1 protein-coding gene (cut by both window edges) is annotated in these 26,234 nt (G+C 70.5%); it reads left to right on the forward strand.

On the forward strand, positions 1 to 26,234 hold part of the coding region annotated (locus GKO32_RS15700) for a toxin glutamine deamidase domain-containing protein (protein ID WP_246243842.1) (this coding region is incomplete at its 3' end). The annotated region is longer than the window, extending 47,994 nt past the left edge and 14,303 nt past the right edge; 26,234 of 88,531 annotated nt are visible.

Raw genomic sequence — 26,234 nt, forward strand, 5'->3', positions numbered from 1 at the left:
TATGCGGACGGGTTCGCGCCGGGTTCGCACGAGGGCCGCTTCGGGCTGGTGATCGGCCTGCACGACGGCCCTGGCGGCGCCGGCCTGATCGAGCAGCGGATCCGGGACTTCCAGGCCGAGTGGGCGCGGACGGGCACCTTCCCGGTCGCCATCGCCGGGATGACCGGCCAGAACACGCGCACCGGCGGGCCGGTGCCCGCTGAGGTCGTCCACGCGGCGCTCACGCAGCACCCGGCGACCGGGCAACTCGCCGCCATGGTCCGGGATCTGGGCGGTGACAAGCCCGTTTACCTGCACATCGGGGATGCCGGGGCGGACGGGTTCGGCACCCACGGCGGTCCGTTGTTCGACGCCGTGGACGTGGTGGTGCGCGACAGCCGCGGCGTGGCGCCGGAGGTGGCCCGCGGTGGTCTCCTCCCGGAGGAGGGCGAGGCCGCCGGGACCGTGGCGGAGTCCGGCAGGCCGCCCGAGGTGATCACGGGTGGTCACCTGGCGCGCCCGGAGGACGGTGCGGTCGCGAACGCCGCCGCGCGGCTCGACCTGATGGTGCGGCAAGCGATGGCCGACATCGACCCGCGGAGTGTGCCGTTCCCGGCGGGGAACACCTTCATCCGCATCGATGCCGGGGAAGACGGGATTCCGGTCGACGGTGCGTCCGCGGTCCAGGACCGTCGTCGCCAGTGGCAGGGCGACGACGCGGCCATCGCGGTCTTCGACCCGAACCTGGCGCTTCGCACGAGCGGCCAGGGCGCCGCCCCGGCCGATGTGCTGAGCGTGCCGGGCAGCCAGGCGAACAAGGCGACGTGGACCGAGCAGTTCGCGCGGTACATCGCGGCCACCAGCAGTCTCGACCGGGGGCTGGCGGCCAGTTTCGCGGATGTCGCGTTCCAGGACATCGACGCGGCGGGAGAGGTGCCGTTCAGGCGAACATACGGCTACCTGGAATCGGGTCTTACCCGGGCGCAGCGGGAGGCGATCGACGCTGCCGCGATGCAGGATCCGGCTGCGGCCGAGCGGTTGCGGAACCTCGCGCTGGAGACCCGCAACGCGTTGATCGACGGGTTGCGGCGCTACCGGGCCGGTGCCGCGGAACCGGTGCCGGAGCCCTCGCGTGCGGACGACGCGGTGACGCGCTTCGCGGCTTCGCGGCTGGGTAGCCAGCCGGGCGAGGTCGCGGAGCTCGCGGCGCGGCTCGGTGTGGCGCCGCTCGAGCTGTCTCGGCGGGTCACGCAACTGACGGACGCCGCGGCGCCGAAGCTGGCCGCTTATCTGGGGGTGGACCCGGCCGGTGCCAAGGTGCTGACCACGCCACTGGTGGGTGTGCTGCGGGATGCGGTGGCCGAAGCCGGATTCACCCGTGCCGAGCGGCTCACCGGGGCGCAGCTGGCGGAGCGGGCGCGAGTCCGGTTGCGCCCGTTCGGAGTCCGGACGGTGAGTGACATCGGTTTCCTTGCCGGGTTGGCGGACCGGCTCGGCTGGGGTGCGGACGATCTGCCGCTGGTCGAGTCCTTCGGCAGGCGCCGGGCGGTGTCGTGGGAGCTGCTGCACGACCTGCCGGCCGAGCTGGCGGACCGGTATCTGGCGCCGGCGCGCGAGGCGCAGCGGTACGCCGACGCCGGTGATTTCGACGGGCTCGCCCGGGTGCTGAACGTGCCGAACGGTGACGTGGTGCGTGAGCTGATGGGCCTCCTGCCGGTGGCGCGGCCCGCGGATCTGGTCGCGTTGCGGGAGGACTTCGCGCGGGTGCAGGCTTCCCCCGAGTTCGTTGCGAAGACCACCCCCATCGGGCATGCGGCGGAAATCAAACGCCTGCTCGAAGCCGACCTGACGTCGCTGGGTGCCGAGCTCGGTCGTTACGTGGCGGTCTCCACCCGGCTGGGCTTCCCGTCGATCGTGCTGGCGACGCTGGCCCGCTCCGGTCCCCATTTCCGCATGCTGGCCGCGGCGTTCCTCGCCGACACACCCGAGCTGCGGGAAGCCGACCGGGCAACGGGCTATGCGCAGCTGCTGCGCCAGTACCGCAGCGGCAACTCCCGCTCGGACGCGACAGGGACCGACCCCTACGATCCGCACGGCGACTATCGCCCCGACGACGACGTGGAAGAGCCCGACCTTGCGGGGGACCTCGGCCTGTGGCACCGGCAGCGGCCGGGCCGGTTCCTGGTCGCGGACGAGGGCTTCGAATACGCGCTGTCCGCGGCGCTGCTCGCGGGCGGATCGGACCTGGGCACTCCGGGCTTCAGGGAGGCCGCGCTCGTTCCCGCACACGAGGGCTTGCCCGCCGACGCGCGGCTGGCGACGCGCGAGAACCTGGCGGAGTGGTCCCGCCTGCTCGGCGTGGACGTGCCGGGGCTGCTCGATCCGTTGACATTCGGCGCCGCCGACGCCGACGCACTGCGCGCCGCCGGGCTCGACGACGACCTCGTGGCGCAGGTCAGCGCGCGGTGGGGCCGGGTCCCGGCGGATCTGGCGAAGTTCGCCGGGCGTCTCGGGGTCGATGCGCCGTATCTGCTGGAGCTCGCCGATGAGATGGACGCGGACCCGCGGCACCTGACGTGGCTCCGCCCGATCCTGCATTCGCTGGACTACGGCCGTACGCAGCTGCCCGCTGCCGAGATCGCCACGTACCTGGGTGACCACGCCGAAGCCTCGTTCGATGTGGTCCAGGGTGAGGATGTCCGGCAGCCGTGGATCTACTGGCTGTTCAGTCAGGCCGCGCACGAGCTGGACGCGGCCGAAGCCGACCGGTGGATGAGCCATTTCTGGGCTCAGGAGCTCCCCGACCATTCCATGGCCCAGGTCATCGAGCTGCTCGACAACGTCCCCGGCTTGCGCATCAATGACCTCGCCGACCTGTTGAACACCATCAACGTGCCGTGGAACGACGGCACCATCACACACCTGTGGAACATCGTGTCCACGACCCGGCGGCTCCCAAGCGCCGAGGACTTCTCCGACGCCGCGGTGCGGGCCGGCGTGACCGAGGCCGAGATCCTGCGGGTCGCGGGTGCGTACCGGGTGCCGCCGCGCGCGGTCCTGCCGTTCGAGAACCTGCTGGCCCGATTGGGGGCGGGAGAAGCGGTGACGGATGCGCAGATCCGTCACGCCGCGTTCCGGGTCCGGCAGGCGGCGCGCCGGCTCGGCTGGTCGAACGCGAGGATGTTCGAGTTCATCGCGGATCGGCAGCCCACGCAGGACCAGGTGCGCGACCGCGACTATCTCGTCGCCGAAGCCCGTCGCTGGGCCGGCGAGGATGCCGGGGCCCCGCAGACCGACCGGGCCGAGATCAGCCGCAGGCCCTGGTATGACCGGCACCAGCTGGACGCCGCGGTGGCGAAGGTCGGCCCCGAGCACGAAGCCAAGCTCATCGAACTGGCTCTGGCGCTCGACAAGATGCCCGAAGAGGTCGAACTCTTCGGCTCCGATCCGACCCGGATCAAGGCGACCAGAGCGCAGATGCTGGACGCCGCCGTGCAGCTCGCGGTGCAGCCAAGGGATCTGAGGGCGTTCCTGCTGGCGGAACCGGTCGAGTCGGAGAAGAACGCACTGGGCGTCGCCGACCCGCAGACGATGGTGGATGACATCGTCAAGGGGTACAAGGCCTGGGACAAGAAGGTGCGCCGGCAGCTGGAGCTGCCCGATGACCAGAGCATCGGCCGGTTGTTCGGGCAGCTGCAGAACAACGGCCTGACGATGTCCTACCTGGACGAGCTGGGCCCCGAGGAGGCGGTGCGGGAGGCCCGCCGGTATCGGCTGGCCGACCGGCTCGACATCGACGTCGACCAGATCCGCCAGGACGAACGGCGGACGCCGCCGCTGGACTACGAGAAGGCCGAGGACCTGCTTCCGGTACTGGGCCAGCCCCAGACCCATGAGAACCTGGTGTCCCTGCTTCAGTACGCCCGCCGCATCCACCGCCTGCCCGACCACCTGTCGCGGGTGGCCGATGAGTTCGGGGTCCCGGAAGACAAGCTGTACCTGGTGGCCAGGGCACTGGGTGCCGACCCCGAGGGGTTGCGGCCCTTCCCCGGTCTGCTCGACCTGGTGCGGCAGACCCCGGCCGACCAGCTGCTCACCCCCGCGTTCGGCGAGCAGCTGAGAACCCACGTCGGCGTGGTGTCTTCGCTGGCAGGCCGGCTTGGCTGGTCCGACGCGGACGTTTACCGCTTCATCGCGGACATCGAGCCGACCCGCGAGGCCATGGAGGCGGCGAACGCGCACCCCGACAACGCGGCGCCATGGCAGGCACCGGCCGGCAACGACTTCCTCCGGACAGCCCGGGAGTGGGGCCAGGCCAACGACGTCGTCACGAACTACCTCAAGCCGGCGGCCGATCTGCAGCCACGGGTCTACGGCACCGACGTCACGCGGGCGATGGTGCAGCCACACCGGTTGCACGAGGCGGTCACCGAGATCGGGCCGGAACGAGTGCCCGAGGTGCTGGACCATGCGCTGGCCACCGGCTGGCTGCCCAGCTCACTGGCCGGGCAGGCCAGGACCATCGGGGTGTCCGCGCCGGCGCTGTTCGACATGGCCGCCGAGCTGCTGGTGCATCCCGATGACGTGGTGGCCTTCGTGCGTTCGGCCGGTGCACAGCTGCGCGACAAGGACGGGAACCTCATCCCGGAGCAGGTGACGGCGCGGTATCCCGGGTGGGCGGCACGCCAGCGGGAGTGGCTGGACCTCGGCGTGAACCATTCGCTCGCGCAGGTCTTCAACCACCTGCGGGGCACCGGGCGGACCTTCGCGTCGCTGGAACCGGACAACATGTCCCAGGCGGAGGCGCGGGCGGCGCTCGAGCCGATCCGGCTGGACCTCGATGCCAGGGCGTGGGAGCGGTGGTCGCCGTGGCTGGGTCTCACCGACCCCGCCAACGCTCTGGGCAGGTCGATCGCCAACCATCCCGACGGGCTACGCCGGGTGGACTTCACCGGCGTGGTCCGGGTGATCGCCGGCCTGGGAATGCCGCGGCTTTATCCCAACTTCCTGACGTTCGCCGAGCTCAACCGGCACGCCGGCCGGGTCGTGGATGACCTCCCCGAGGCGTCGGAGAAGGCAGGGCTGCCGATGCCGGTCACGGTGACCCTCGCCGGCGGCATCGGCGCGGATCCGCGAGCGCTGGTGGCGTTCAAGGATCTCATCGACACCGCTGTCGGGGTCTCCCACGACGGTTCGGTGTCCCACGGAGTTGCCCGCCTCGGCGGCGACATCCACAACCGCACCGCCGCATTGGCCAACCGGCTGGGCTGGAGCACCGACGAGACGTACCGGTTCCTGGGGGCGCTGCAGGCCGAGCCGGCGCAGCTCTTGGGGTGGCTGCGCGATATCAGCCAACTCACGAAGGCCCGCGGGCTGCCGGCGCCCACGCTGTTCGGGCTGGCCCGGGACCTGACTGCCGATCCGGTGGATGTGGCGAGGTTCATCCGCTCCAATCCGCAGAACCTGCGGGGTGCCGATGGCGCGATCGATCCGGCGAAGGTGACGGCGGAGTATCCGAAGTGGACGGGCGCACGTGCCGGCAAGGCGGGCGACCAGCTGGTGCTCGACCAGGGCGCGGTCACCGCGCTGGCGACCGTGCTGGGGGTCCCGGCCGATCAGCTGGAGGCCTACAGCCGCAGTATCGGCCGCCTCCCCGACGACATTCCCGAGCTGGCCGCCCGGTTCAACGTGCAACCGGAGCGCCTGTACGGGCTCGCCCGCGAGATGGATGTGGACGCCGCGCACCTGCCGGTGTTCACCGATCTGATCCGCGCGCTCCAGCTGCCGCCGGGGGCACCCAATACCGAAGCGTGGACCCGGAATGCCCGGCAGCGGGTCGAGCGCGAGGTCTCCACACTGGCGGCCGCGATGGGCTGGCCGCGGCGGGAGATGTACCGGTTCCTCAGCGCTCACCGGCCGTCGACGCAGGAGATGACCGTCGCCACCGCGGCCGTCATGGACGGCACGGACAGCCACCTTCTCGACGCCGCGCGGCAGTGGGGCAAGACCAACGGGGTGCGGACGGATCACGTGACGGCCCTGGTGAACCGGGACCGCATCCGGGGCGGCGTCATGCAGCCCGTGGATCCGGCGGAGTTCGGGGACCTCCGCGGTGCGCCGTGGGTGGACCAGGACCAGGTGGCGCGGGCGGTCGACGAGGTCGGGTTCCACCGGCTGCGGGATGTGCTGCGGCTGGCGAGGTGGCACAGCCGGGTCGCGGGTGACGTGGGCGAGCGGGCCCGCTCGATCGGGGTGTCGCCGGGTGAGTTGCTGGACATGGCCGTCAAGCTGGAGGCGGATCCCGCGGATGTGGCGGTGTTCGTCCGGGCGAACGAACACCATCTCCGGGGGCCTGGCGGGGTCCTGAACCAGGTGGGCGTGGTATCGAGCTATCCCACGTGGGTGGCGAGACTGCGCAGCCACGCGGGATTGTCGCCGAACGAATCCATCGCGGTCCTGGACGACGTGATGCGTGCCGGTGGCATCACCACAGGTCTTGCCAAACTCGTGTCCGAAAGCCCGACCCGTGCCCGCGACTTCGTCAATCGGCTCCGGCCACGGTTGACCGACGACGTCGCGCGGCGGTGGGCCACTCGACTGGGGGCGGACGAGGAGGCGATCGCACGGGACGTGCAGGAGTCCCCCGAGCTGGCCTACCGCCAGCTGGTCGATGTGCTGGAGCAGTCGCGTGAAGTGCGGGCGACTTCGGACAACCTGGCCAAGCTGTACTCGCTGAGCAAGGTCACCAAGCGGTTCCCCGACGACATCCAGCAGGTGGCGAACCAGCGGGGGCTCACCTTCGGGCAAACCTTCCACCTGGCGACCACGCTGGAGCTGGACCCACGAGCGCTGCTCCACTTCCAGCCGGGCACCCCGGAAGCCATGGGGAAGGCGGCCGATGACCTCGCGAACCGGCTGGGGCTGACGCGCGGCGAGTTGTCGCGGTTCCTCGCGGAGGTGCAACCCCCGCCGAGCTCGATTCCTCAGCTCAACGCGCACAATGAACCGCTGCGGTCGTGGGCGGCGCGGAACGGGGTCCCGTCCTATCTCGCCGCGGCCAGCCAGGAATTCCAGCCGCTGCGTTCGCGCGGCCACTTCAAGCTGCACGAGCTGCGGCGGATGGTCGAGGAGTTCGGGGAGAACAGCGCCGAGTCGATTCTCGGGCTGACCCGGGTGATCCAGCGGCTGCCGTCCGACCTCGTGCTGGGCAACCTCGCCCGCGAAGAAACCATGCACCGGCGGGAGATGTTCCTGGCTTCGGTCCGGTTGGGGGTGGACCCGCGGGATCTCGAGGCGTTCGTGCTGTCGAAGCCGGCCGGGGTCCGCCGGCTGCCGGACAACCGTGCCTACCTGCCGGACGTCGTGGCGAAGTACCCGGCGTGGGCGGCGCGTCAGCGTCAGCGCCTCAACCTGGGGCCGCACGACCCGCTTGCGATGGTGTTCAAGCACCTGCAAGGCCACGAGTGGACGTTCGCCGACCTGGACGACATCCGCGATGACGCTGCGGCGGCGGCGGAAGTCGACGACGTGCGGGCGAACCTGCCCGCGGAAGCAAACCGGATCCAGCTCGGTGAGCGGCACAAGGCCGACTTCGCGAAGTACGGGTACACACCGGTCGCGATGCCGAAGCTGACGGGGGTGAACCAGGCCAACTACCAGCGCGGGGTGCGCGAAAACATCCTCGGGTACCTGCTGAACTGCCTGATGGCGGTGGTGGAGACCTACAACACCGTCAAGGCGGTGGCCGAGGGGGCGCCGACCGACAGTTTCGTGGCTCCCGCGGTCATCGGTGGTGCGGGTCCGACCGCGGCGCTGGAACACGTGGCCCGCTCGGAGTTCCGGCCGATGCCCGGTGGGTACGACGGCGTGCGGGCGCACATGGAGCAGCTGCCGCTGGGCGCACAGGCCGCGGTGATCACGAAGTCCGGGGACGGCGTGGGGCACGGGTTCAACGTGGTGCACAACCCGTTGACGGGTATGGTCGACTTCCTCGACGGGGTGGACGGTTCGACGCCTGATCTGCGGGGCTCCGCGGAGAAGGTGTGGTTCATGCCGCTGCCGGAGCTGCCGCGGCGCGAGTTCCTGCACCTGCCCGATCCGAACTACGCCGGCCCGGTGCCGTATGCGGAGTTCCCGGAGGACCGGCCGCCCGAGATGATCGGCAGGCCCCGTGCGATCGAACGTCTGCTCAAGCATTTCCGGTCGGGGCCGGATGTGCCCGATCGGGCGCCGGAACCGGCGGTCGAACCGAAGGGGCAGCCGGCGCAGCTGACGCAGGAGGATCTGGAGGCGCTGCGCGACCAGGCGGTGCGCGCGAAGGCGTCGATACCTCGTTTGCAGGAGGGCCTGACGGCGTTCGCGCAGCGGTTGAGCGACGACGACGTGCGCTACGCCGCCGAACTGATGAACCAGCTCGGGTTGCGAGGCTCGAAGAGCTGGCTCGAGCTGATCGAGACCAGCAGCGAACTCGGCCGGATTCCCGACGAGCTGCCTGGCCTGGCGGAGCAGCTGGGGGTGCGCCCCGATCACCTCTTCGAGATGGTGAAGACGCCGTTCCTGTTCGGCAGGCTCGACCCGAACGCGCTGCCCCATTTCCGGGACCTGCTCGCCACGATGGGCGACCCGCCGCACGGGGTGCCGCCCGGAATGGTGTTCAGGTCGATCAGCAACCACCTGGTGGCCAAGAAGAGTGAGCCGGGCGGCAATCCTCATGGCGCGTTGCTCGCGTGGACACTGCCGGACCTGCTCGAGTTCCTCGCCGATCCCGCGACGCCGGTGGGGATCATGGACAACGCGGATGCGTTTGCCTACATCGCGGCGCGGTGGTGGTCCGAAAAGTCGCTGGGCGTGCGGCCCGAGGAGTTCGACGAGGCCACCGCGATCGCGCAGCGCCTTGGCAGGAACCTCGGCCACGAAGCGCTGTCGGCTGCGGCGGTATCTCTGGGGCGCCGGCGGGTTCTCGACGTACTGCGGCTGGCCGAGGGACTGGGTCACGTCCCGTGGTTCGACCGCGAGCTGGCCGGCAAGGCGGGGATGACCCCGGAGCAGTTGCTGGACACCGCATTGGCCGGGCGAACCGAGCCGGCCGAGATCGAGGCCTACGTCAACTCCGGCCAGTTCCGGCCGCCGCTCGACGGCGGTTCGCCGGCCGAGCACATCGCGCAGGGATACCGGTCGTGGGCGCAGGGGCACCGGCAGCGGCTCGACCTCCCCGAAGGCTTCCCGATGCGCCGGGTGGGCGGCTGGCTCACCCGGCAGAACCTGACCTTCCCGCTGCTGAGCGCGATGAGCCCGTACCAGGCTGCCCGCGCGCTCGCCGGGACCCCGCACGCCGAGCACACCCTGTCCGGCCGGGAACTCGCCGAAGGTGGCGTCGTTTCGGCGGAGACCTTCCGCGGGCGTCCCGAAGCGGAACAGCAGTACCTGCAACGGTTCTACGGCAAGGTGCCCGCGGTGAACCGCATGATGAGCGAGCCCGATGCGGCGCTGCTCGCGTGCGCGCCGGGCGTGCTCACGCTCTACAACAAGCTGAACGCCGAGCAGTTCGCCCCGGGCGCGCGGCCGGAGGTCACACCGGTCGGACGGCTCGTGCCGACCACGGCGGTCGAGGAGGCGGCCGGGTCCAGCTTCGAGCTGATGCCCGGCGGCGCCGACGGCGTGGAGCGTTATCTGCGTTCGCAGGACCCGAGCGCCCAGGCCCTCGTGGTGACGCAATCCAAGGCCGGCGTCGGCCACACGCTGCTCGTGGCGCGCAACCCGCAGACCGGCAAGATCGACTACCTCGACGCCGGTACGGCACGGGATTTCGGGTCCGATGAGCTTGACCCCCGGGACGCCGAGCGGCCGGCGGTCCGGCTGGGTGAGCGCCCGGCCGCCGGAGAGCGCGTGTGGTTCCTGCCGCTGCCCGAGGCCAGGGGCGGCGCGGGCATCACCGTGCACAGCTGGCCCGACACCCCACCATGGGAGGAGCTGGCGCGCAGCGCCGGGCTGGGTAACCCCGATGTCCGCCCGGAGGTGCTGGGCATGGCCGCGCCGGTCTCCGCGGCGTTCCTCGCCCTCGGTGACGGGCAGCTGGTCGAGCTGGGCACCAGCGCGAACGGTTCGGTGCGCGTCGATGAAGCACCCGAGGACATGCACTTGCTGGAAGCCCTCGAGGACACCCTGCAGCTGTTCCCGCCGGGGCAGATCAACCGCCTGGTGCTCGAGCTGCGCAAGTCGCCGTCGACATCGCGTCCGGGTGGCGGACTGCACCCGACGTCGAAGCAGGAGAAGGGCCTCACCGAGCGGCTGATCGACATCGCGAACACCGGCATCCTCGGCCGGCGGTTCCCGATTACGGTCCGCTATCAGAGTCTCAACGCGCCGCGGGTCACGGTCCAGGGCGCGGACGGCACCAAGTCGGTCGTGCCCTCGGAGCACGTGCTGCTCGCCTCGCAGTCGGCGATCGAACAGCTGCGGGCCGCGGGCATCGAGGTGCACGGTGTCGACCCGGTGACGCCGGCGCCGGTGTCGAACGAAGCGCGCGAGCCCGCTCCGTTCAGCGATATCCGGGACCAGGATCCGGTGACGTCGTGGGGCGAGTCGCGCGACGGGGTCATCGGCCTGGTGCATGTGGACCCGATGCCGCAGGAGACCCTCGACGGGCTGCGGGACGAGCTCACCATGGCGGTCCACCACCAGGCACGCGTCGACGGTCCCGGCCGGGCGCCGATGAGCATGGACGACGATCTGGCGGGCAAGCTGGGCGCCTACCTCGATCCCGCGTGGGTCGCAGAGCGGTTGCCGTATCTGCGCAGCCGTCGTGGCGACCACGTGGTGCTGCAGCACAACGGCCGGCGTTACAAGGTGCGGTTGCGGCTGGGCCTTGCCGAACCGCAGCAGAGCGGCAAGGCACCCGCGCACGATCCGGCCGAGGACGGGCAGCGGCCACTGACGAAGGTCGAGAAGCGGGCGGTGGCCACCACCGAGTCGCGGGACACCTCGTCCACCACGAACTTCCGGTCGTTCGGCATTCCCGGCCTGCCGTCGTGGGATGTCTGGTCCGGCCCGCTCGCCGCCGTCAAGTTCGTGCCCCGGCTCGCGGTGTCCCACAACCAGCTGTCGACGGGCTCGGCCGCGGCGTCCCGGATGATGCACCTCTCGGTGATGCGGAGCCGGGAGAACTCGAAGGCGTTCGATTTCCGGCTCCAGTGGCAGTACCGGATCGAGGCCGTGGACGAAGGTGTGCTGGACTCGCCGAACCAGCACGAGCCCTGGGACGACGCCGACACCACCGGGACGACCCGTGCGGTGATACCGGATCACCTGACCGAGGCCGGCGCGCCGGTCCCGGACCCGGCCGACCCCTCGACGCAGCCGGTGGAGTCACTCGACGACATCCCGCTCTACTCGATGGACGCGGTCAAGGATCCCGGCCGGCTGCTGGACGAGGTGAACGCCGGCTACCGAACCGAATTCGCCGACCTGTCCGGGGATTCCCGGCGGGCGGTGGACGACTTCCTTTCCGAGAAGGCGCAAAAGGGCCACTTCCCGCTGATGCGCGACGGTGGTTATGTGTCACCGACGTTGTTCGACAACAACGGTGACCCGATCGGCGTTTTGCAGGTCACCGCCGAGGTCGGTGAGTTCCGCCCGGCGCACCTGTCCACCAAGGTGATGATGGAGAACTACCTCATCCGTGGGGTGCGCACCGAGGGCTCGGCGTCGCTGTCCAACAGCCTCGACCTCGGCGGTGATGTGCAGGTCACCTCCGGTGACTCGAACGACCCCGCGGCCGCCGGCAAACTCCACGCCGAGGTGAACCTCCACTACGACTACAAGAGGACCAATACCCGGAGCTTGAATTCGGGTGGGACCGCGTCGCTCGCGCATTCGCTGAAGTCCGCGAACCCGCATTTCCTGGCCGATACGGATCTGCGGTACAAGGTGACGTTGATCCGGCCGGGTAAGGCGCCTGAGGTGCGTGATCTGGGTACGTGGCCCGATGGCGCACGGATGCGGGTGCACAGCAAGGCTTTGGCGCAGGGCATCGAAAACCCGCCGCCCCGTTACCTTCCCGACGAGATCAGGTCGCTGCGTTATCTGGGGCTGTCCTCGACCACGAACAAGATCAAGGGCACGGAACAGCTGTTCGACCGGGCGGCGCGCTGGCTGACCGACGGCGGCTACCTCCCGTCGGCGGAGGGCAATCCGAGCAAGGCCGAGCAGGCGGCGCAGCTGGAGAACTTCCGCCGGTTCGTGTCGATGCGGTCGGATCTGGGGCTGCGTTCCGCGATGGACGAAGCGGTTGACGGTGGGCATTCGGAGTGGTTCGACAAGCCCACCACGACCGGTGTGGAGCGGGTCGAACTGCGCCTGGGCGCGCGGCCCGGCACGGGGGAGCCGGCGCATCAGCGGACGGTCGAGAACGTCCAGATCATCAACTGGAGCAACAACACCACGGTCGGCACCGCCGGCAGTGGTGAGGAGGGTGCGCACACGGTCGGCGTATCCGCCGGCGCCGCCGGGATGGTCGGGACCAGGAAGCTGGAAGGCAACCTCAACCCCATCGACTTGAGCGGTCAGGTCGACATCACCGGGACCACCCGGTCGGCCGGCCAGAGCTCGATCTATGAGCAGGCTCTGCTGAGCGCCGCCGCGCAGAAGCTGGACGTCTTCGATGTGCCGTTGGCGTTCTCCCTGGATGTGCACACGATCAGCGCCGACATCCCCGAGGTCCGGTTCGCCGAGAACCCGTTGACCGACGAGGAAGGCGCTGGGGGGACGCGGCCGTGGGACGACGGCTCCATGGAACTGTGGCTGCCGCAGCAGCGCACCACCGGCACCGACCCCGGTGCACTGGTGCCGGCCGGACCCGCGACGGCCCGGCTGGCCGACGACGCGGCGCTCCGTCAGCTGCAACAGCTGATGACCACGGTGCCGCACAGCTCGATGGTGGACGCGATGGCCGGCTCCGGCGCGCTGATCCAGGCGTTCCGCGACGTCATCGCCGGCCGCTACGACAACCTGCCCGCCGGGGTCTTCCAGCCCGTGCTCGGTCCGTCGTCCGGCGTCGAACACGGGTGGGCCTGGCACACCGCGTACGGGAGCGATCCCAACCACGCCGGGTCGGCTATCCAGCAGCTGGGACGAGACGCGCTGAGCCCGGCCAAGCTCATCGCCAACGGCCAGCAGATCCTGAATGGGATGTACGCGGCCGATCACCTGGCGACCTCCGGTGTGCTGACCGATACGGTCGCTTCACTGGAGCTCGAGGCCTACCTCGACCAGCCCGCGCTGGTGACCAACCCCGAGTTCCAGGAGTCCGACCACGGTGGCTTCCCCGCCTACATCGAGACCGATGTCTACGCGCCGGATTCCACGTCACTGAGCAGGCAGCACGGCACCGCCTTCCAGGCGGGCGTCTCCGGGCGGCTCGGCTGGCGTTTCGACCAGGTTCCGGACGGACAGTCGAAACCGGTGCCCGTCGGCGACTCCACGCCGTCCGGCGACAAGAAGAAGAAGTCCGGGCGCACGGCGCTGACCTACAGCGGCCAGGCGAGCTACACCTGGGACAACAGGATCACCACCGAGGACGGCTCGCACACCCAGGTCAACCGTGTTTCCGCCGAGGACGACCGGATGTTCCGCTTCGCCTCGGACGTCTACTACGTGCTGACCGTCAAACGCGGAAGCCGCAACGCGATCAGCAACTGGTTCGGCATCGGGCCGTACGGGGACGTCAAGGTGATCGTGAAGGTGCCGCGCGGCGCGCAGTTCGTGCTGACCGGGCACCAGGTCCGGCAGTACGCCGACCGCCTCGGCGCGGACGGCATGCGCCTCGCTTCCATCCCCGGCGCGTTGCCGGAGGAGGGGCAGGCGCGCTACCTGCCCGAGCGGTTCCGGGCCGGCGACGGCATCGGCCTCGGTGCGGTCACCGACGTGAGCACGTCGGCCCGTGCCCGCGCGAACGTCTATCTGCGGGAGGCCATCGACCTCGTCGAGCAGCACACGCCCGGAGTGCTGACCCCAGGTAACTCGGCCCACTGGCCGGGGTTGATGACGCAGCTGGCGGACAACACCTCGCCGGTGGGGCTGCGTGGGCTCGTCGGCCGCGGCGCTCAGGGCAGCGTGACGGTGACCTACCCCTACCGGCACGGGACGGGCGCCGAACGCGTCGAGCTGGAGTTCAGCGCCGCCCCCGAGACCCACCGGCTCGACACCGTCATCGGACACGAGCTGAACTCGAACTCCGGCGCCGACAACGGGGTGGAGGTCTACGGCGCCCACGGCACCGGCACCTCCATCGCGCCGCGTGAGCGCACCCGCATCGTGTCCCACAACCACACGCTCAAGGCCGACTATCCCGGCAACGGCAGCGGGAACCAGCTCGGCGCGGGGATGCAGCTCCAGCGCGCCACGGGGCAGAGCCGCGCACTGAACCTCGAGGACCGCAGCGCACTGCGCACCCCGAAGGCGACCGAGTTCGACGTGCCGTACGTGCTGAAGCTCAAGATCCGCAAGCTCCCCATGAACGGGCCGGTGATGGGCCTGCTGAACCGGGTCGGCCCCGCGGTCGTGGATCGCACCGCCGGCGCGCTGGTCCGCCGGTTCGGCACTCCGCCCGACGACACCCGGTCCGTGCCGGCGACCGCGAAGCTGCGGTTCGCCACCTCGGAGACCGAAGTCGCCAACCCGGGCCTGCCCGCGCCGCCGATCACGGACCGGCTCATGCCCGCCGTGCTGGACGAAGATCCGACCGGACCGAACTGGCAGCCCGCGCACACGATCGTGAACATGGACGGCAGCGCCCCCGCGCGGCAGAAGCCCGACCCGCACAAGTTCCGCCTGCACCACGACTTCGCCGTACACACGTTCAACGGCATCGAGCAGTTCCACGACGCCCTGCGCCAGGTCGCGCCCAAGCTGCTCCCCGAGGGGGCGCGGTTGTGGAAGTCGGAGGAGAACGCCGTCCAGCAGCTCACCGAGCTGCTCCGTCGCGGAGCTGTCACGCTGTCCAACGACCGCGGTGAGTTCGGGCTCGATTCGGCCGGCGTCGACAAGTCCGGGGTGACCGTCCGGGCTCAGCTCAGCGGGATGCGGTCGCTCAACACCGGCGGCGTCCATGTGGACCGGATGCGCAACGTCACCAGCACCGCCTCGGCCAAGGCCGCCACCACGACCGTGCGCCAGTTCACCCAGAACTCCAGCGCGCTGGGGACGGGCGTCAGCAACCACAACGCCTCGGGGATCATCGCCGCTAACCGGCGTGAGGTGGTCAAGAACGAGGACGGGCCGCGCAGTTCGTCGCAGGAGGTGCGGGCCGACCTGGTGCTGGAGATCTCCCACGGCGGCAAGAGCCGCTGGGTGACCGGCACGGTCTATCTGCGGGCGCGGGATCTGGATGTGCTCGGCCGTGGGCTGGACGGCCCGGTGCACAACGAGACGTTCTTCGATGTTCCCGCCATCTTGCACCAGCTGGGGCAGGACCCCGGCGTGCTGACCATGTCCGAAGGTGTGCGCCCCGCGCTGGCCGGGTTCGTCCGGGGCGACGGGGCGGCGACCGGTGAGCCGGCGCATCTGTGGCTGGACGTCACGCAGTTCGGCGACCGGGCCGCGACGAACGCCATGGTCCTGGCCGCGGGGGCGGCCCGCGACGCACGCCGGCCGGTCGAGCTGTCGTTGCGTGGCACCGACGGCGTCAGGCATATCCGGCTGGACGACCAGGGCCGCCTTGACTCCGATGACGGCCATGCGCGGCGCGCCTGGCTGAACCTGACCCATCCGCTGTACTCCCCGCAGGCGCACGGCAGGCAGAACCTCAGGGTGGCCGACGAGAGGCTCGACGCGCTCAGGAAGCAGCAGCAACACCTCCGGCGCAGGGCGAACGCCGCGAGCCCCGGGTTGCAAGCCGAACTTTCGATGGCGCTGAACGGGCTGGACACGCAGGTCCGCGAGTGGGAACAGCAGCGGCAACGCGCACTGTGGGCAGTCGGGGACCGGCGGCCCTACGACGATTTCCTGGCGGCGCATGACGCGGCGGGGCTCGGTGTCCGGCCGAAGGCGGTGACCACCGCGATGTCCGCGTTGCCGGTGATCGGCGGCAAGGACAACCACCTGCACCCGTTCCGCCAGCCGCTCGCCGACGAACCAGGCTCACCCGAAATCCCGCCGGGCTCGACGGTGTCGGCCGAGAACTTCCGCGGTGACCCGGACGGCGAGGCCCGGTACGTGGCGCGCTTCTACCCCAAGCTGTCCCTGGTGAGTCAGCGGGTGCGCGACGCGGGTGTGGCCCCGTTCGGCTGCCTTCCGGCCGTGATCAACCTGTACAACGCGATGAACTCCGCGCGGTTCGGTACCGGGGTGCACTCGGGTGGCGTGCCGATCGTCGGGCTGGCTCCGGCGACGGTGCTGGAACAGGCCGTCGGCTCGGCCTTCGAGCTGATGCGCGACGGCGCCGACGGCGTGGAGCGTTACCTGCGTTCGCAGTGGCCGGGCGCGCAGGGCGTGCTGGTGACGTCGGGCCGGGACGGGGTCGGCCACGCGATCATGGTGTCGCGCAACCCGGAGACGGGCACCATCGACTACCTGGACGCCACGCCGGATCCGCTGGGGATCGCGGCCGGGCTGGGGGAGCGACCGGCGCCCGGGACCAAGGTGTGGTTCATGCCGCTGCCCGATCCCCGGGGCGGTAACGCCATCACCCTGAACGGCTGGCCGATCGCGCCGTCGGCGGAGCAGATCCGGCGGGCTGCCTCGATGGCGGATCCTGATCACCGGCCGGAGTGGGTGGGGATGCCCGCGGCCGACGGCGTGTTCGGCCGGCTGGTTGGCCTGGGCCGGTCCGGGCCGTCCGCCCAGCCACCGGCTTACCGGCCTCGGTACTCCGACCGGGATGTGGCCACGCACACCCGGACCCTGGGTGTCGACGCCGAGCGGTTCGCGGCGTTGACCGCGCTGAACCTCGACACCGGGCCGGTGGAGTTGCGCCGGTTCGCCGATCTGATGGGTGATCGCGACGCGGGCCGCGTGATCGATCTGACCACATTGCTCCGGAGCGTCGTGCCGCGCGAGGTCGAGGCCGTCGCCCGCGATCTCGGGCTGTCCAGCCCCCGGCCGCTGTACCGGGTGGCGGACGCGCTGGGCGAAAGCCCGGCCCGGTTGCGGGTCCTGGGTGCTCAGCTGCGGCGGATCATCGGGACCGACCGGGCTCGCGCCGAGGCGCTGACCGGGGACCAGGTGGTCACCGGGCTGCTGCGTGAACTGGGCGAGTACGGGGTGCGCTCGACGAATGACCTCGGCTGGCTGATCGAGGTGGCCAACCGGTCCGAGCAGCCGGGCACGCCGGACCTCGCCGTGCTGCTGCCCGCCGCCGACAGCCGGCGACAGGTGTCGCTGGAACTGCTGCACGACCTGCCGCCGCAGTATGTGGCGCACGCCCTGGACCGGATCCGGGAAGCGGAGCGGCACGCCGCCGACCCGGAGGCACTGGCCACCGCGCTCGCGCTGCCGAACGGCCTGGTGCTGCGGCAGGTGGCCGAGCTGCTGGAGGTGGCACGGCAGGCGGACCTGGTGGCGTTGCGCGCCGATTTCGAGGCGGCGACCCGGCAGGTGGGGACACCCGCCTCGAACGACCCCGCGGAGATCCGGAGGGTCGCCGAGGCGATCGTGGCGGACATGCGGATCGCGGCCACCCGGCGCGGTCTGGACCTGGGGCACTACGTCAACATGAGCGTGCGATTCGGGTTCCGCATGCCGAAACTCGGCGACATGCTCGCTTCGGGCCCGCATTTCCGCCGCGTGCTCTGGGCTTTCTTCTCCGGCTCCCACAACGACCGGGCCGAAGACCGGGCCGCCGGCTACATGCAGCTGATGCGGGAACGCATCAGGGAGCAGGTCGAGGCCCACCGGGCCATTGCCCAATCGGCCAATGAACCCCTCCCCACTCCGTGGGTGATTTTCTCCTACGCCGACACGGTGCGGTCGGAGGAGGGGGGCCGGCCACCGGCTGACATCGTGCGATATGGCGTCCGGCGCGAGCGGGATCTGGTGGAACCCGGCGGGCTGCCCTCCTACTGGCGGCCGGAAGGCGATCCGCCCGGCTACGAGGAGGCGGCATCATCGAACGATGGTGTCCAGTCGCGGTCGGCCTACTCGCCGCAGGAGATCGCGCGCTGGTCCAGGTCGCTCGGGATCCCCGAGAGCGAGGTCCAGCGGCTGGACGGGGTCGCCTGGTTCGACCCGGTGGCCATCTCCCGCGTGGCCGAGGAGCTGAAGGTCGCGCCGGCCCGGGTGGTGAAGCTCAGCGAGACCCTCGGCCGGGTGCCGGCCGATGTCCGGGTGTACGCGCACCGGCTTTCCGGTGTGACACCACAGGATCTGTTCGGCGTGACCGAGCGGGTCGGGGTCGACTTCCGGTACTTCACTTCGCTGCGGGACTACTTCAGCTACCTCGCCGATGGCACGCTCACCGTGAAGCAGGCGGCGGACGGCCTGAACGGCCTCGCCGACGCGCTGCATGCTGATACGCCCGAGCTGCGCCAGTGGCACTTCTGGTTGCTGAGCAGGATTTCCCTGGACACCCCGGAGGAGTACCGGGCCGAGACGAACTGGTGGCTCGGTGAGTACCTGGCCCGGCGGCTGGGTATCGAAGACCTCTACAACCAGCACGGGCTCCACAACGTCTCCTGGTGGGATTTCCGCGGCGCCAAGAACCTGAGGCGCGAGCTTGGGTTGCGGGGCGAACAGGGCTACCGAGACCTGGTCGACCTCGGTTTCCGGCTCAACCGGCTTCCGGATGACCTTCCCGTCATCGCGAAGCGGATGGGGCTGCGTGCGGACAATCTCTTCCGGCTGGTCAAGACGTCCTTGTACCCTCGCCTCGACCCGCAGGCGCTGCCCTATTTCCCGGACCTGCTCGCGAACCTGGCGGGTCCGGCCGACGACAGGACGATCGACAGGCTGGCGGACTCGGTCGAGGACCACCTGCAGCCCCTGCTCGAGGCGTTGAACCGGAGTCCCCACTCGGCTCTGATCCCGACCTGGCCGGCCTCCCGCCTTGTCACGTTCCTGGCCGAAGCCAAGCCGCCGGCAGAGATCGTGCGCACGCCGGACCTGCTCGCCCTGGCCGGCGCCAAGTGGTTCGCCGAGACGAAGCTCGGGATACGTCCGGAAGACCTCGCCGAGGCCAGTGCGATCGCCCGCGGGCTCGGGTCGCCAAACACCCCTGAATGGCTGGAGGGGCAGACCAGCGCGCTGGGCCACCGGCGGGGCCTCGACCTGCTGCGCCTGGCCCAGCTGGCGGGCCGCCTGTCCTTACTACCCAACCTTGGCCCCGCCAGGTCGTCGATATCCCTGGACATGGTGGTCGACACCGCGCTGGCGGTGCGAGCCCACCCGGCCGATATCGGGATCTACCTGAACTCCGGCGAGTTCACGCCACTCGCCGGCGGCGAGCGGCGGACCAGGGTCGAGCGACTGGCCCGCCAGTACCGGACATGGGCGGCCGGGCACCGCGCGCGGCTCGAAGTGACCGACGCGGTTCCGATGCAGCAGATCGGCATCTGGCTGGACCGAGCCGGAACGAACTTCCAGGCGCTGAGCCAGATGACCCCCCAGCAGGCGGCGCGGGCGCTCAGCGAGACCGAGCATGTCGACTACGCGAACACCGGCCGGGATCTGCGTGAGCTCGTCGACCCCGGGACCGAGGTCATCACGGCGGCGAGTTTCCGCACACCCGAGGATGCCCGGCGGTTCGCCGACTGGTTCTACCCCCAGCTCGTGGACGTGAACCGGGCCAGGTACGAGAGTGGCGAATCCGGCTACCAGCAGAACTGCGTGGTCGCCGTGGTGCAGGGGCACAACGCGATCCACGCGGAGCACCTCGCCGACACCAGCGGTTCCTGGACGGCCGCGCCGACCGACGGCCCGCTTCCGGTCGAGCGCGTCGAAGAGGCGTTCGGGTCCAGGTACCAGCTGATGCCCGGCGGCATCGACGCCGTGGTCGACCACCTGCGCGCGCAGATGCCGGGAACCCAGGGTTCGCTGCTGCTGCGTGGTGACGACGGCGTCGGGCACATCCTCAACGTGCACCACCACGCCTTGATCGGCACGGTCACCTTCATGGACTCCGTGACCGGGTTGCCCGCGGTCCTTCCCGCGAATCCGGATCGGGTGTGGTTCATGCAGCACCCGAGGACGAGCACGCCGGTCCCGCCGCCGTCCACGGCACGCGATGCCGACCCGTACGCCGGGGCGACGGGCGCCGATCTACGGCCGCGCGTGGCCGGCGATGCGTCGGTCCTGCCCTCGTTCGGCGGTTCGCGCACGATTCCGGTACCCGAGGTGCCCTCTGCGGTGCTCTTCGAAACCGCCGACGGGCAGCTGATGGAGCTGCCCAAGGGACAGGACGGCACCAGGGAAACGGACCCGCTGCGGTCCATTGAGGACAGTCTGCCGCTGTTCTCCCGTGACCGGGTCAATCCGGTGCTGATCGATCTGGACGCCTCGCCGTCCACGTCGCAGACCGGTCACGGGCTGCCCCCGACGTCGGTCAAGAGGCCGGGTCTCGCCGAGCGGCTGATCGACCTGGCGGCCAACGGCCTCGACGGGCATCGCTTCCAGATCGCGGTGCGCTACCAGGGGCTGCGCGCCCCGCGGGTCACGACCGTTGACGAGCATGGCAACCGGTCCGTCGTGCCGTCGGAGCAGGTGCTGCGGGCTTCCGAGTCGGCGATCGACCGGATGCGCGCCGCCGGCATCGACGTGCAGGCCGCGGAGTTGCGGCCCGCGGCGCTCGCCGAGGCGGACGCCCCCGCACCGGGCGACCCCGCGGCCGACCCGGTGATCGCCTGGGGAGCTGCCCGCGACGGTGTGGTCGGCCTGGTGCATATCGATCCGTTCCCGCAGGAAAGCCTCGACGCCTTCCGCGGTGAACTCACCGGCGCGGTGCGCGACCACGTCCGCCGCGATGACCGGCCGGTGCCGGACGACATCGAGGACGTCGTCTCGGCCAAGCTGGGTACCTACCTGGATCCCGCGTGGGTCGAGGAGCGCATGCCGTATCTGCGCAGCGGTCGCGGTGACCACGTGGACGTCGAGGTCGACGGGCGGCGTTACCGGGTGCGGCTGCGGGTGGCGCTGGCCGATCCGGAACCGAGCACCACCCAGCCCGCGCACGATCCGGGACAGGACGGCCAGCGACCGCTGTTGAAGCTGGAGAAGCGGTCCGTGGCGGCCACCGAGTCCCGCGACGACGCCGCCACCACGAACTTCCGGTCCTTCGCGATCCCGGGGCTGCCGTCCTGGGAGGTCGCGTCCGGCCCGGTCGCCGCGGTGCACTTCACGCCGCAGCTCGCCGTCACGCACAACCAGACCTCGACGAGTTCGAGCGCCGCTTCCCGGCTCATGCACCTGGTGGTCATGCGCAGCCGTGAGAACTCCAAGGCCTACGACTTCCGGCTCGAGTGGCAGTACCGGATCGAGTCCATTGAGGACGGTGCGCGGGAATCGCGGGATGAGTTCCAGCCGTGGCAGGACGCCGACACACATGGCGTGACCCGCGCCGTGGTGCCGGACCACCTGACCGAGGCGAACGCGCCGGTGGCGGATCCGGCCGACCCGGCGACGCAGCCGGTGGATTCCCTCGACGACATCCCGCTCTACTCGCTGGACGCGGTCAAGGATCCCGGCCGCCTCCTGGAGGAGGTGACCACCGGTTTCCGGACCGAATTCGCCGGGCTGTCGGAGCAGTCCCGGCACACGGTGGAGAACTTCCTTTCGGAGAAGGCACAGCGCGCGCATTTCCCGTTGATGAACGGGAAGGTGGGGCCGAGTTTCCTCGACGGTGACCACTCCCCGTTGATGCGTGACGGCGGGTACGTGTCGCCGACCTTGTTCGACGAGAACGGGGTGCCGATCGGGGTCCTGCAGGTCACCGCCGAGGTCGGGGAGTTCCGCCCGGTGCACACCAGCACCAAGGTGATGATGGAGAACTACGTCCTTCGCGGGGTGCGCACCCAGGGCTCGGTGTCGGTGGCCAACAGCCTCGACATCGGCGGGGGCATCGGTATCGACTTCACCGGGGCCACCGGCGCGGGACACCCGGATGCGGCCGGTCACCTGAACGGCGAGGTCAAGTTCCACTACGACTACAGCCAGACCAATACCCGTTCGCTGGAGTCGGGTGGGACCGCGTCCCTGGCGCATTCGCTGAAGTCCGCGAACCCGCATTTCCTGTCCGATACGGATCTGCGGTACAAGGTGACGCTGATCCGTCCCGGTAAGGCGCCTGAGGTGCGTGACCTGGGCGCCTGGGCCGATGGCGCACGGATGCGGGTGCACAGCAAGGCTTTGGCGCAGGGCATCGAAAACCCGCCGCCCCGTTACCTGCCGGAGGAAATCAGGCGGCTGCGTTACCTGGGGTTGTCCTCGACCACGAACAAGATCAAGGGCACGGAGCAGTTGTTCGACCGGGCGGCGCGCTGGCTGACCGACGCCGGGTATCTGCCGTCCGAGACCGAGGTCTCCAACCCCGCCGTGCAGGCGGCGCAGTTGGAGAACTTCCGCCGGTTCGTGTCGATGCGGTCGGATCTGGGGCTGCGTTCCGCGATGGACGAAGCGGTTGACGGTGGGCATTCGATGTGGTTCGACAAGCCCACCACGACCGGTGTGGAGCGGGTCGAACTGCGGCTCGGTGCGCGGTCCGGCACGGGGGAGCCGGCGCATCAGCGGACGGTCGAGAACGTCCAGATCATCAACTGGAGCAACACCACGGCCGCCGCGAACGACAGTCGCGGTCACCAGGCCGAGCACACCGGCGGCGTGGCGGCCGGGGTCGGCGGCCCGATCCGGGTGAAGCGACTGCAGGGCACCATCGCGCCGCTGGACCTGGCCGGCTGGACGTCGGGCGGGACCACGAAGTCGAACGGTCAGGGGCCGGTTTACGAGCAGGCGCTGCTCAGCGCGGGTGCCCAGAAGCTGGACGTCTTCGATGTGCCGCTGGCGTTCTCCCTGGATCTGCACACGATCAGCTCGGATGTCCCCGAGGTCCGGTTCGCCGAGGACGCGCTGACCGACGAGGAGGGCGCGGCCGGGACGCGGCCGTGGGACGACGGCTCGATGGAACTGTGGTTGCCGCAGCAGCGCACCACCGGCACCGACCCCGGTCCGCTGGCACTGGCATTGCCGGCGACCGTCCGGCTCGGTGACGACGCGGCCGTGCGCCAGTTGCAGGGGCTGGGATACCGGGCGCCGCACGACGCGTTCGTCGACATGATGGCCGGTTCCGGGGAACTGATTCAGGCTTTCCGCGACGTGATCGCCGGCCGCTACGACAACCTGCCGTCCGGGGTGCGCCAGCCGGTGCTCCGCCCGGCGGAGCCGGCCGAACGCGGCACGCTGTCGCGCATCGCGCACGGCGCCGACCCGAACCACGCCGGCTCCATGGTTCAGCAGCTCGGCCGCGAGGGGCTGACGCCGGCCAAGCTGATCGCCAACGGGCCGCAGATCCTGGACGGGGTGCACACCGTCGAGCACCTGGCGAGCTCCGGTCTGCTGACCGACTCGGTCGCGGCCATCGAGCTCGAGGCCTACCTCGGTGAGCCGGAGCTGGTGACCAATCCGGAGTTCCGCGAGTCCGACCACGGCGGGTTCCCCGGCTACCTCGAGACCGATGTCTACGCGCCCGATTCCACCTCACTGGAGCGGCATGAGGACCGCAACGGTCAGCTCGGCGTCTCCGGTCAGCTCGGCTGGCACTTCGGCTCGCAAGGGGGGCCCGACAACGGCAGGCTCAACGGCACCGGCGGCGGGGACAACGCGCCGACCAGGAACGACAACGGCAAGACGTCGCTGAGCTACCGCCACCGGGTCACCCGGGCCTGGGGCCGGAAGACGGCGTCCAGCGATGGCACGCAAACCCAGGTCAACCGGGTTTCGGCCGAGGACGACCGGATGTTCCGCTTCGCCTCGGACGTCCACTATGTCCTGACGGTCAAGCGAGGGACGCGTAACTTCGCGGCCAACATGGCCGGTGTCGGGCCGCAGCAGGACGTCAAGGTGATCGTCAGCGTGCCGCGCGGTGCGCAGCTCGTGCTGACCGGCCACCAGGTCCGCAAGCACGCCACCCGGCTCGGCCCGGACGCCCTCATGCTCGCCGCCACCCCCGGTGCCCTCCCGGAGGAGGGCGAAGCGCGGTACCTGCCCGAGCGCTTCCGGGCGGGGGACGGGATGGGCCTCGGTGCGGTCACCGAGGTGCGGACCGCGGGCCGGGGGCGGGCGAACTTCCGGCGGGACGCGGTCGATCTCGTGGAGCGGAACACCCCCGGTGTGCTGACCGAGGGTCACTCCGCCCATGTGCCCGGGTTGAAGGCCCGCCTGTCCGACAACACCTCGCCGGTGGGAATGCGGGGACTCGTCGCCCGTGGCGCGCATGGCCGGCAGACCGTGTACTACATCCACCAGCACTCCGGCGGCGCGGAGCTCATCGAGCTCGAGTTCACCGCCGGCCCCGATACCCGGCGGCTCGACCACATCATCGGGCACGAGCTGAACTCGAACCCGGGTGCGGACAACGGCGTGGAGACCTACGCCGCGCACGGGAGCAACCACGCGGAGCTGTCCTCCAGCCGCAACGTGGTCACCAGCGACGTCAACACGCTCGACTTCAACTACCCCGGGGACAGCGGTAGCCGGGTCACCGCGCTGGTGCGGGTGCAGCGGTCCTCCGGGCAGAACCGTGGCCTGAACATCGAGGACCGCACGGCGCTGCGCACCCCGAAGGCGACCGAGTTCGACGTGCCGCATGTGCTGCGCGTCAAGATCCGCCGCAAGCCCATGGACGGGGCCCTGCTCGGGTTGCTGAACCGGGTCGGCCCCACGCTGGTGGACGCGACCTACGGCGCCGCCCAGCGCTGGCTGGGCGTCGCGCCGGCCGACTCCCGTTCCCGGGGCGCACTGGCGACGCTGCGGTTCGCGACTTCGGAGACCGAGCCCGCCACCGTGGGCACGCCGGCGCCGCCGATCAAGGACCGGCTCACCCCCGCCGTGCTGGACACGGATCCCACGGCGGCGAACTGGCAGCCGCCGCACGCGATCCTCGACATGGACAACGGTGCCGCCGCGGTGCGCCAGAAGCCCGACCCGAACCGGTTCCGGTTGCACTACGACTTCGGCGTGCACACCTACAGCGCCATCGACCAGTTCCACGAAGCGCTGCGCCAGGTCGCCCCGGCCCTGGTCCCGGAGGGGTCGCGGTTGTGGAGTTCGGAGGAGAACGCCGCGAAGCAGCTCACCGAGATGATCCGCCGCGGCACCGTCACGGTGTCCAACGACCGCGGCGAGTTCGGCTTGGACTCGGGCGCCCCCGGGACGGGCGTCAGCGTCACCGCCCACCTCAGCGGGATGCGCCTGCTCAACACCGGCGGCATCCACGTGGACCGGATGCGCAACGCCACCGGCAATTCCTCGGCCAACAGCGCCACCACGATCATCCCGGACGTGAGCTACCAGCAGAACGCCCACAACGACATCGGGCTCAACGCCACCGTCATCGGCGCCGACCGTAGTGGCCACGCCCCCGCCGGGCTCGTCAGCGCCAACCGGCGTGACATCGTCAAGAACGAGAACGGGCCGCGTAGTTCGTCGCAGGAGGTGCGGGCCGACCTGGTGCTCCAGGTCAGCGACGGCACCAGCACCCGCTGGGTGACCGGCACGGTGTATCTGCGTGCCCGGGATCTGGATGTGCTCGGCCGGGGCCTGGACACGCCGGTGCACAACGAGACGTTCATCGACCTGCCCGCCGTGTACCACGAACTGGGCCTGCTGCCCGGGAGCCTGGTCATGCCCGAGGACCTGCTCGCCACGGTGACCGGGTACGTGTGGGGTGACGAGGGGCCGAGCGCGCACGGCGAGCCGGCGCACCTGTGGCTCGACACCACGCAGTTCGCTGGGCGGGCCGCGGCGAACGCCATGATCCTGGCCGCCACGGCGGCGCGGGAGGCGAGCAGGCCGGTCGAGCTGTCGTTGCGTGGTCTCGACGGGGTCCGCCACATCCGGCTGGACGAGCAGGGCCGGCTGGCCGCCGACAACGACGCCGCCCGGCTCGCCTGGCGGGACCTGACCGATCCCGAGCGTTCGGCGCAAGCTCGCGGCAGCCGCCTCTTCACCGAAGCCGAGGAGGCGCTGAGGGAGCTCGGGACGCGGCGCGCCGAGGTTCAACACCGGTGGTGGACCTCCGCCGACGATGGGGAGCGCGCCGGATTCATCCGCGAGCTGTC

It is taken from the genome of Amycolatopsis pithecellobii, from assembly GCF_009707865.1.
In the GTDB taxonomy this organism is placed as follows: Bacteria; Actinomycetota; Actinomycetes; order Mycobacteriales; family Pseudonocardiaceae; genus Amycolatopsis_E; species Amycolatopsis_E pithecellobii.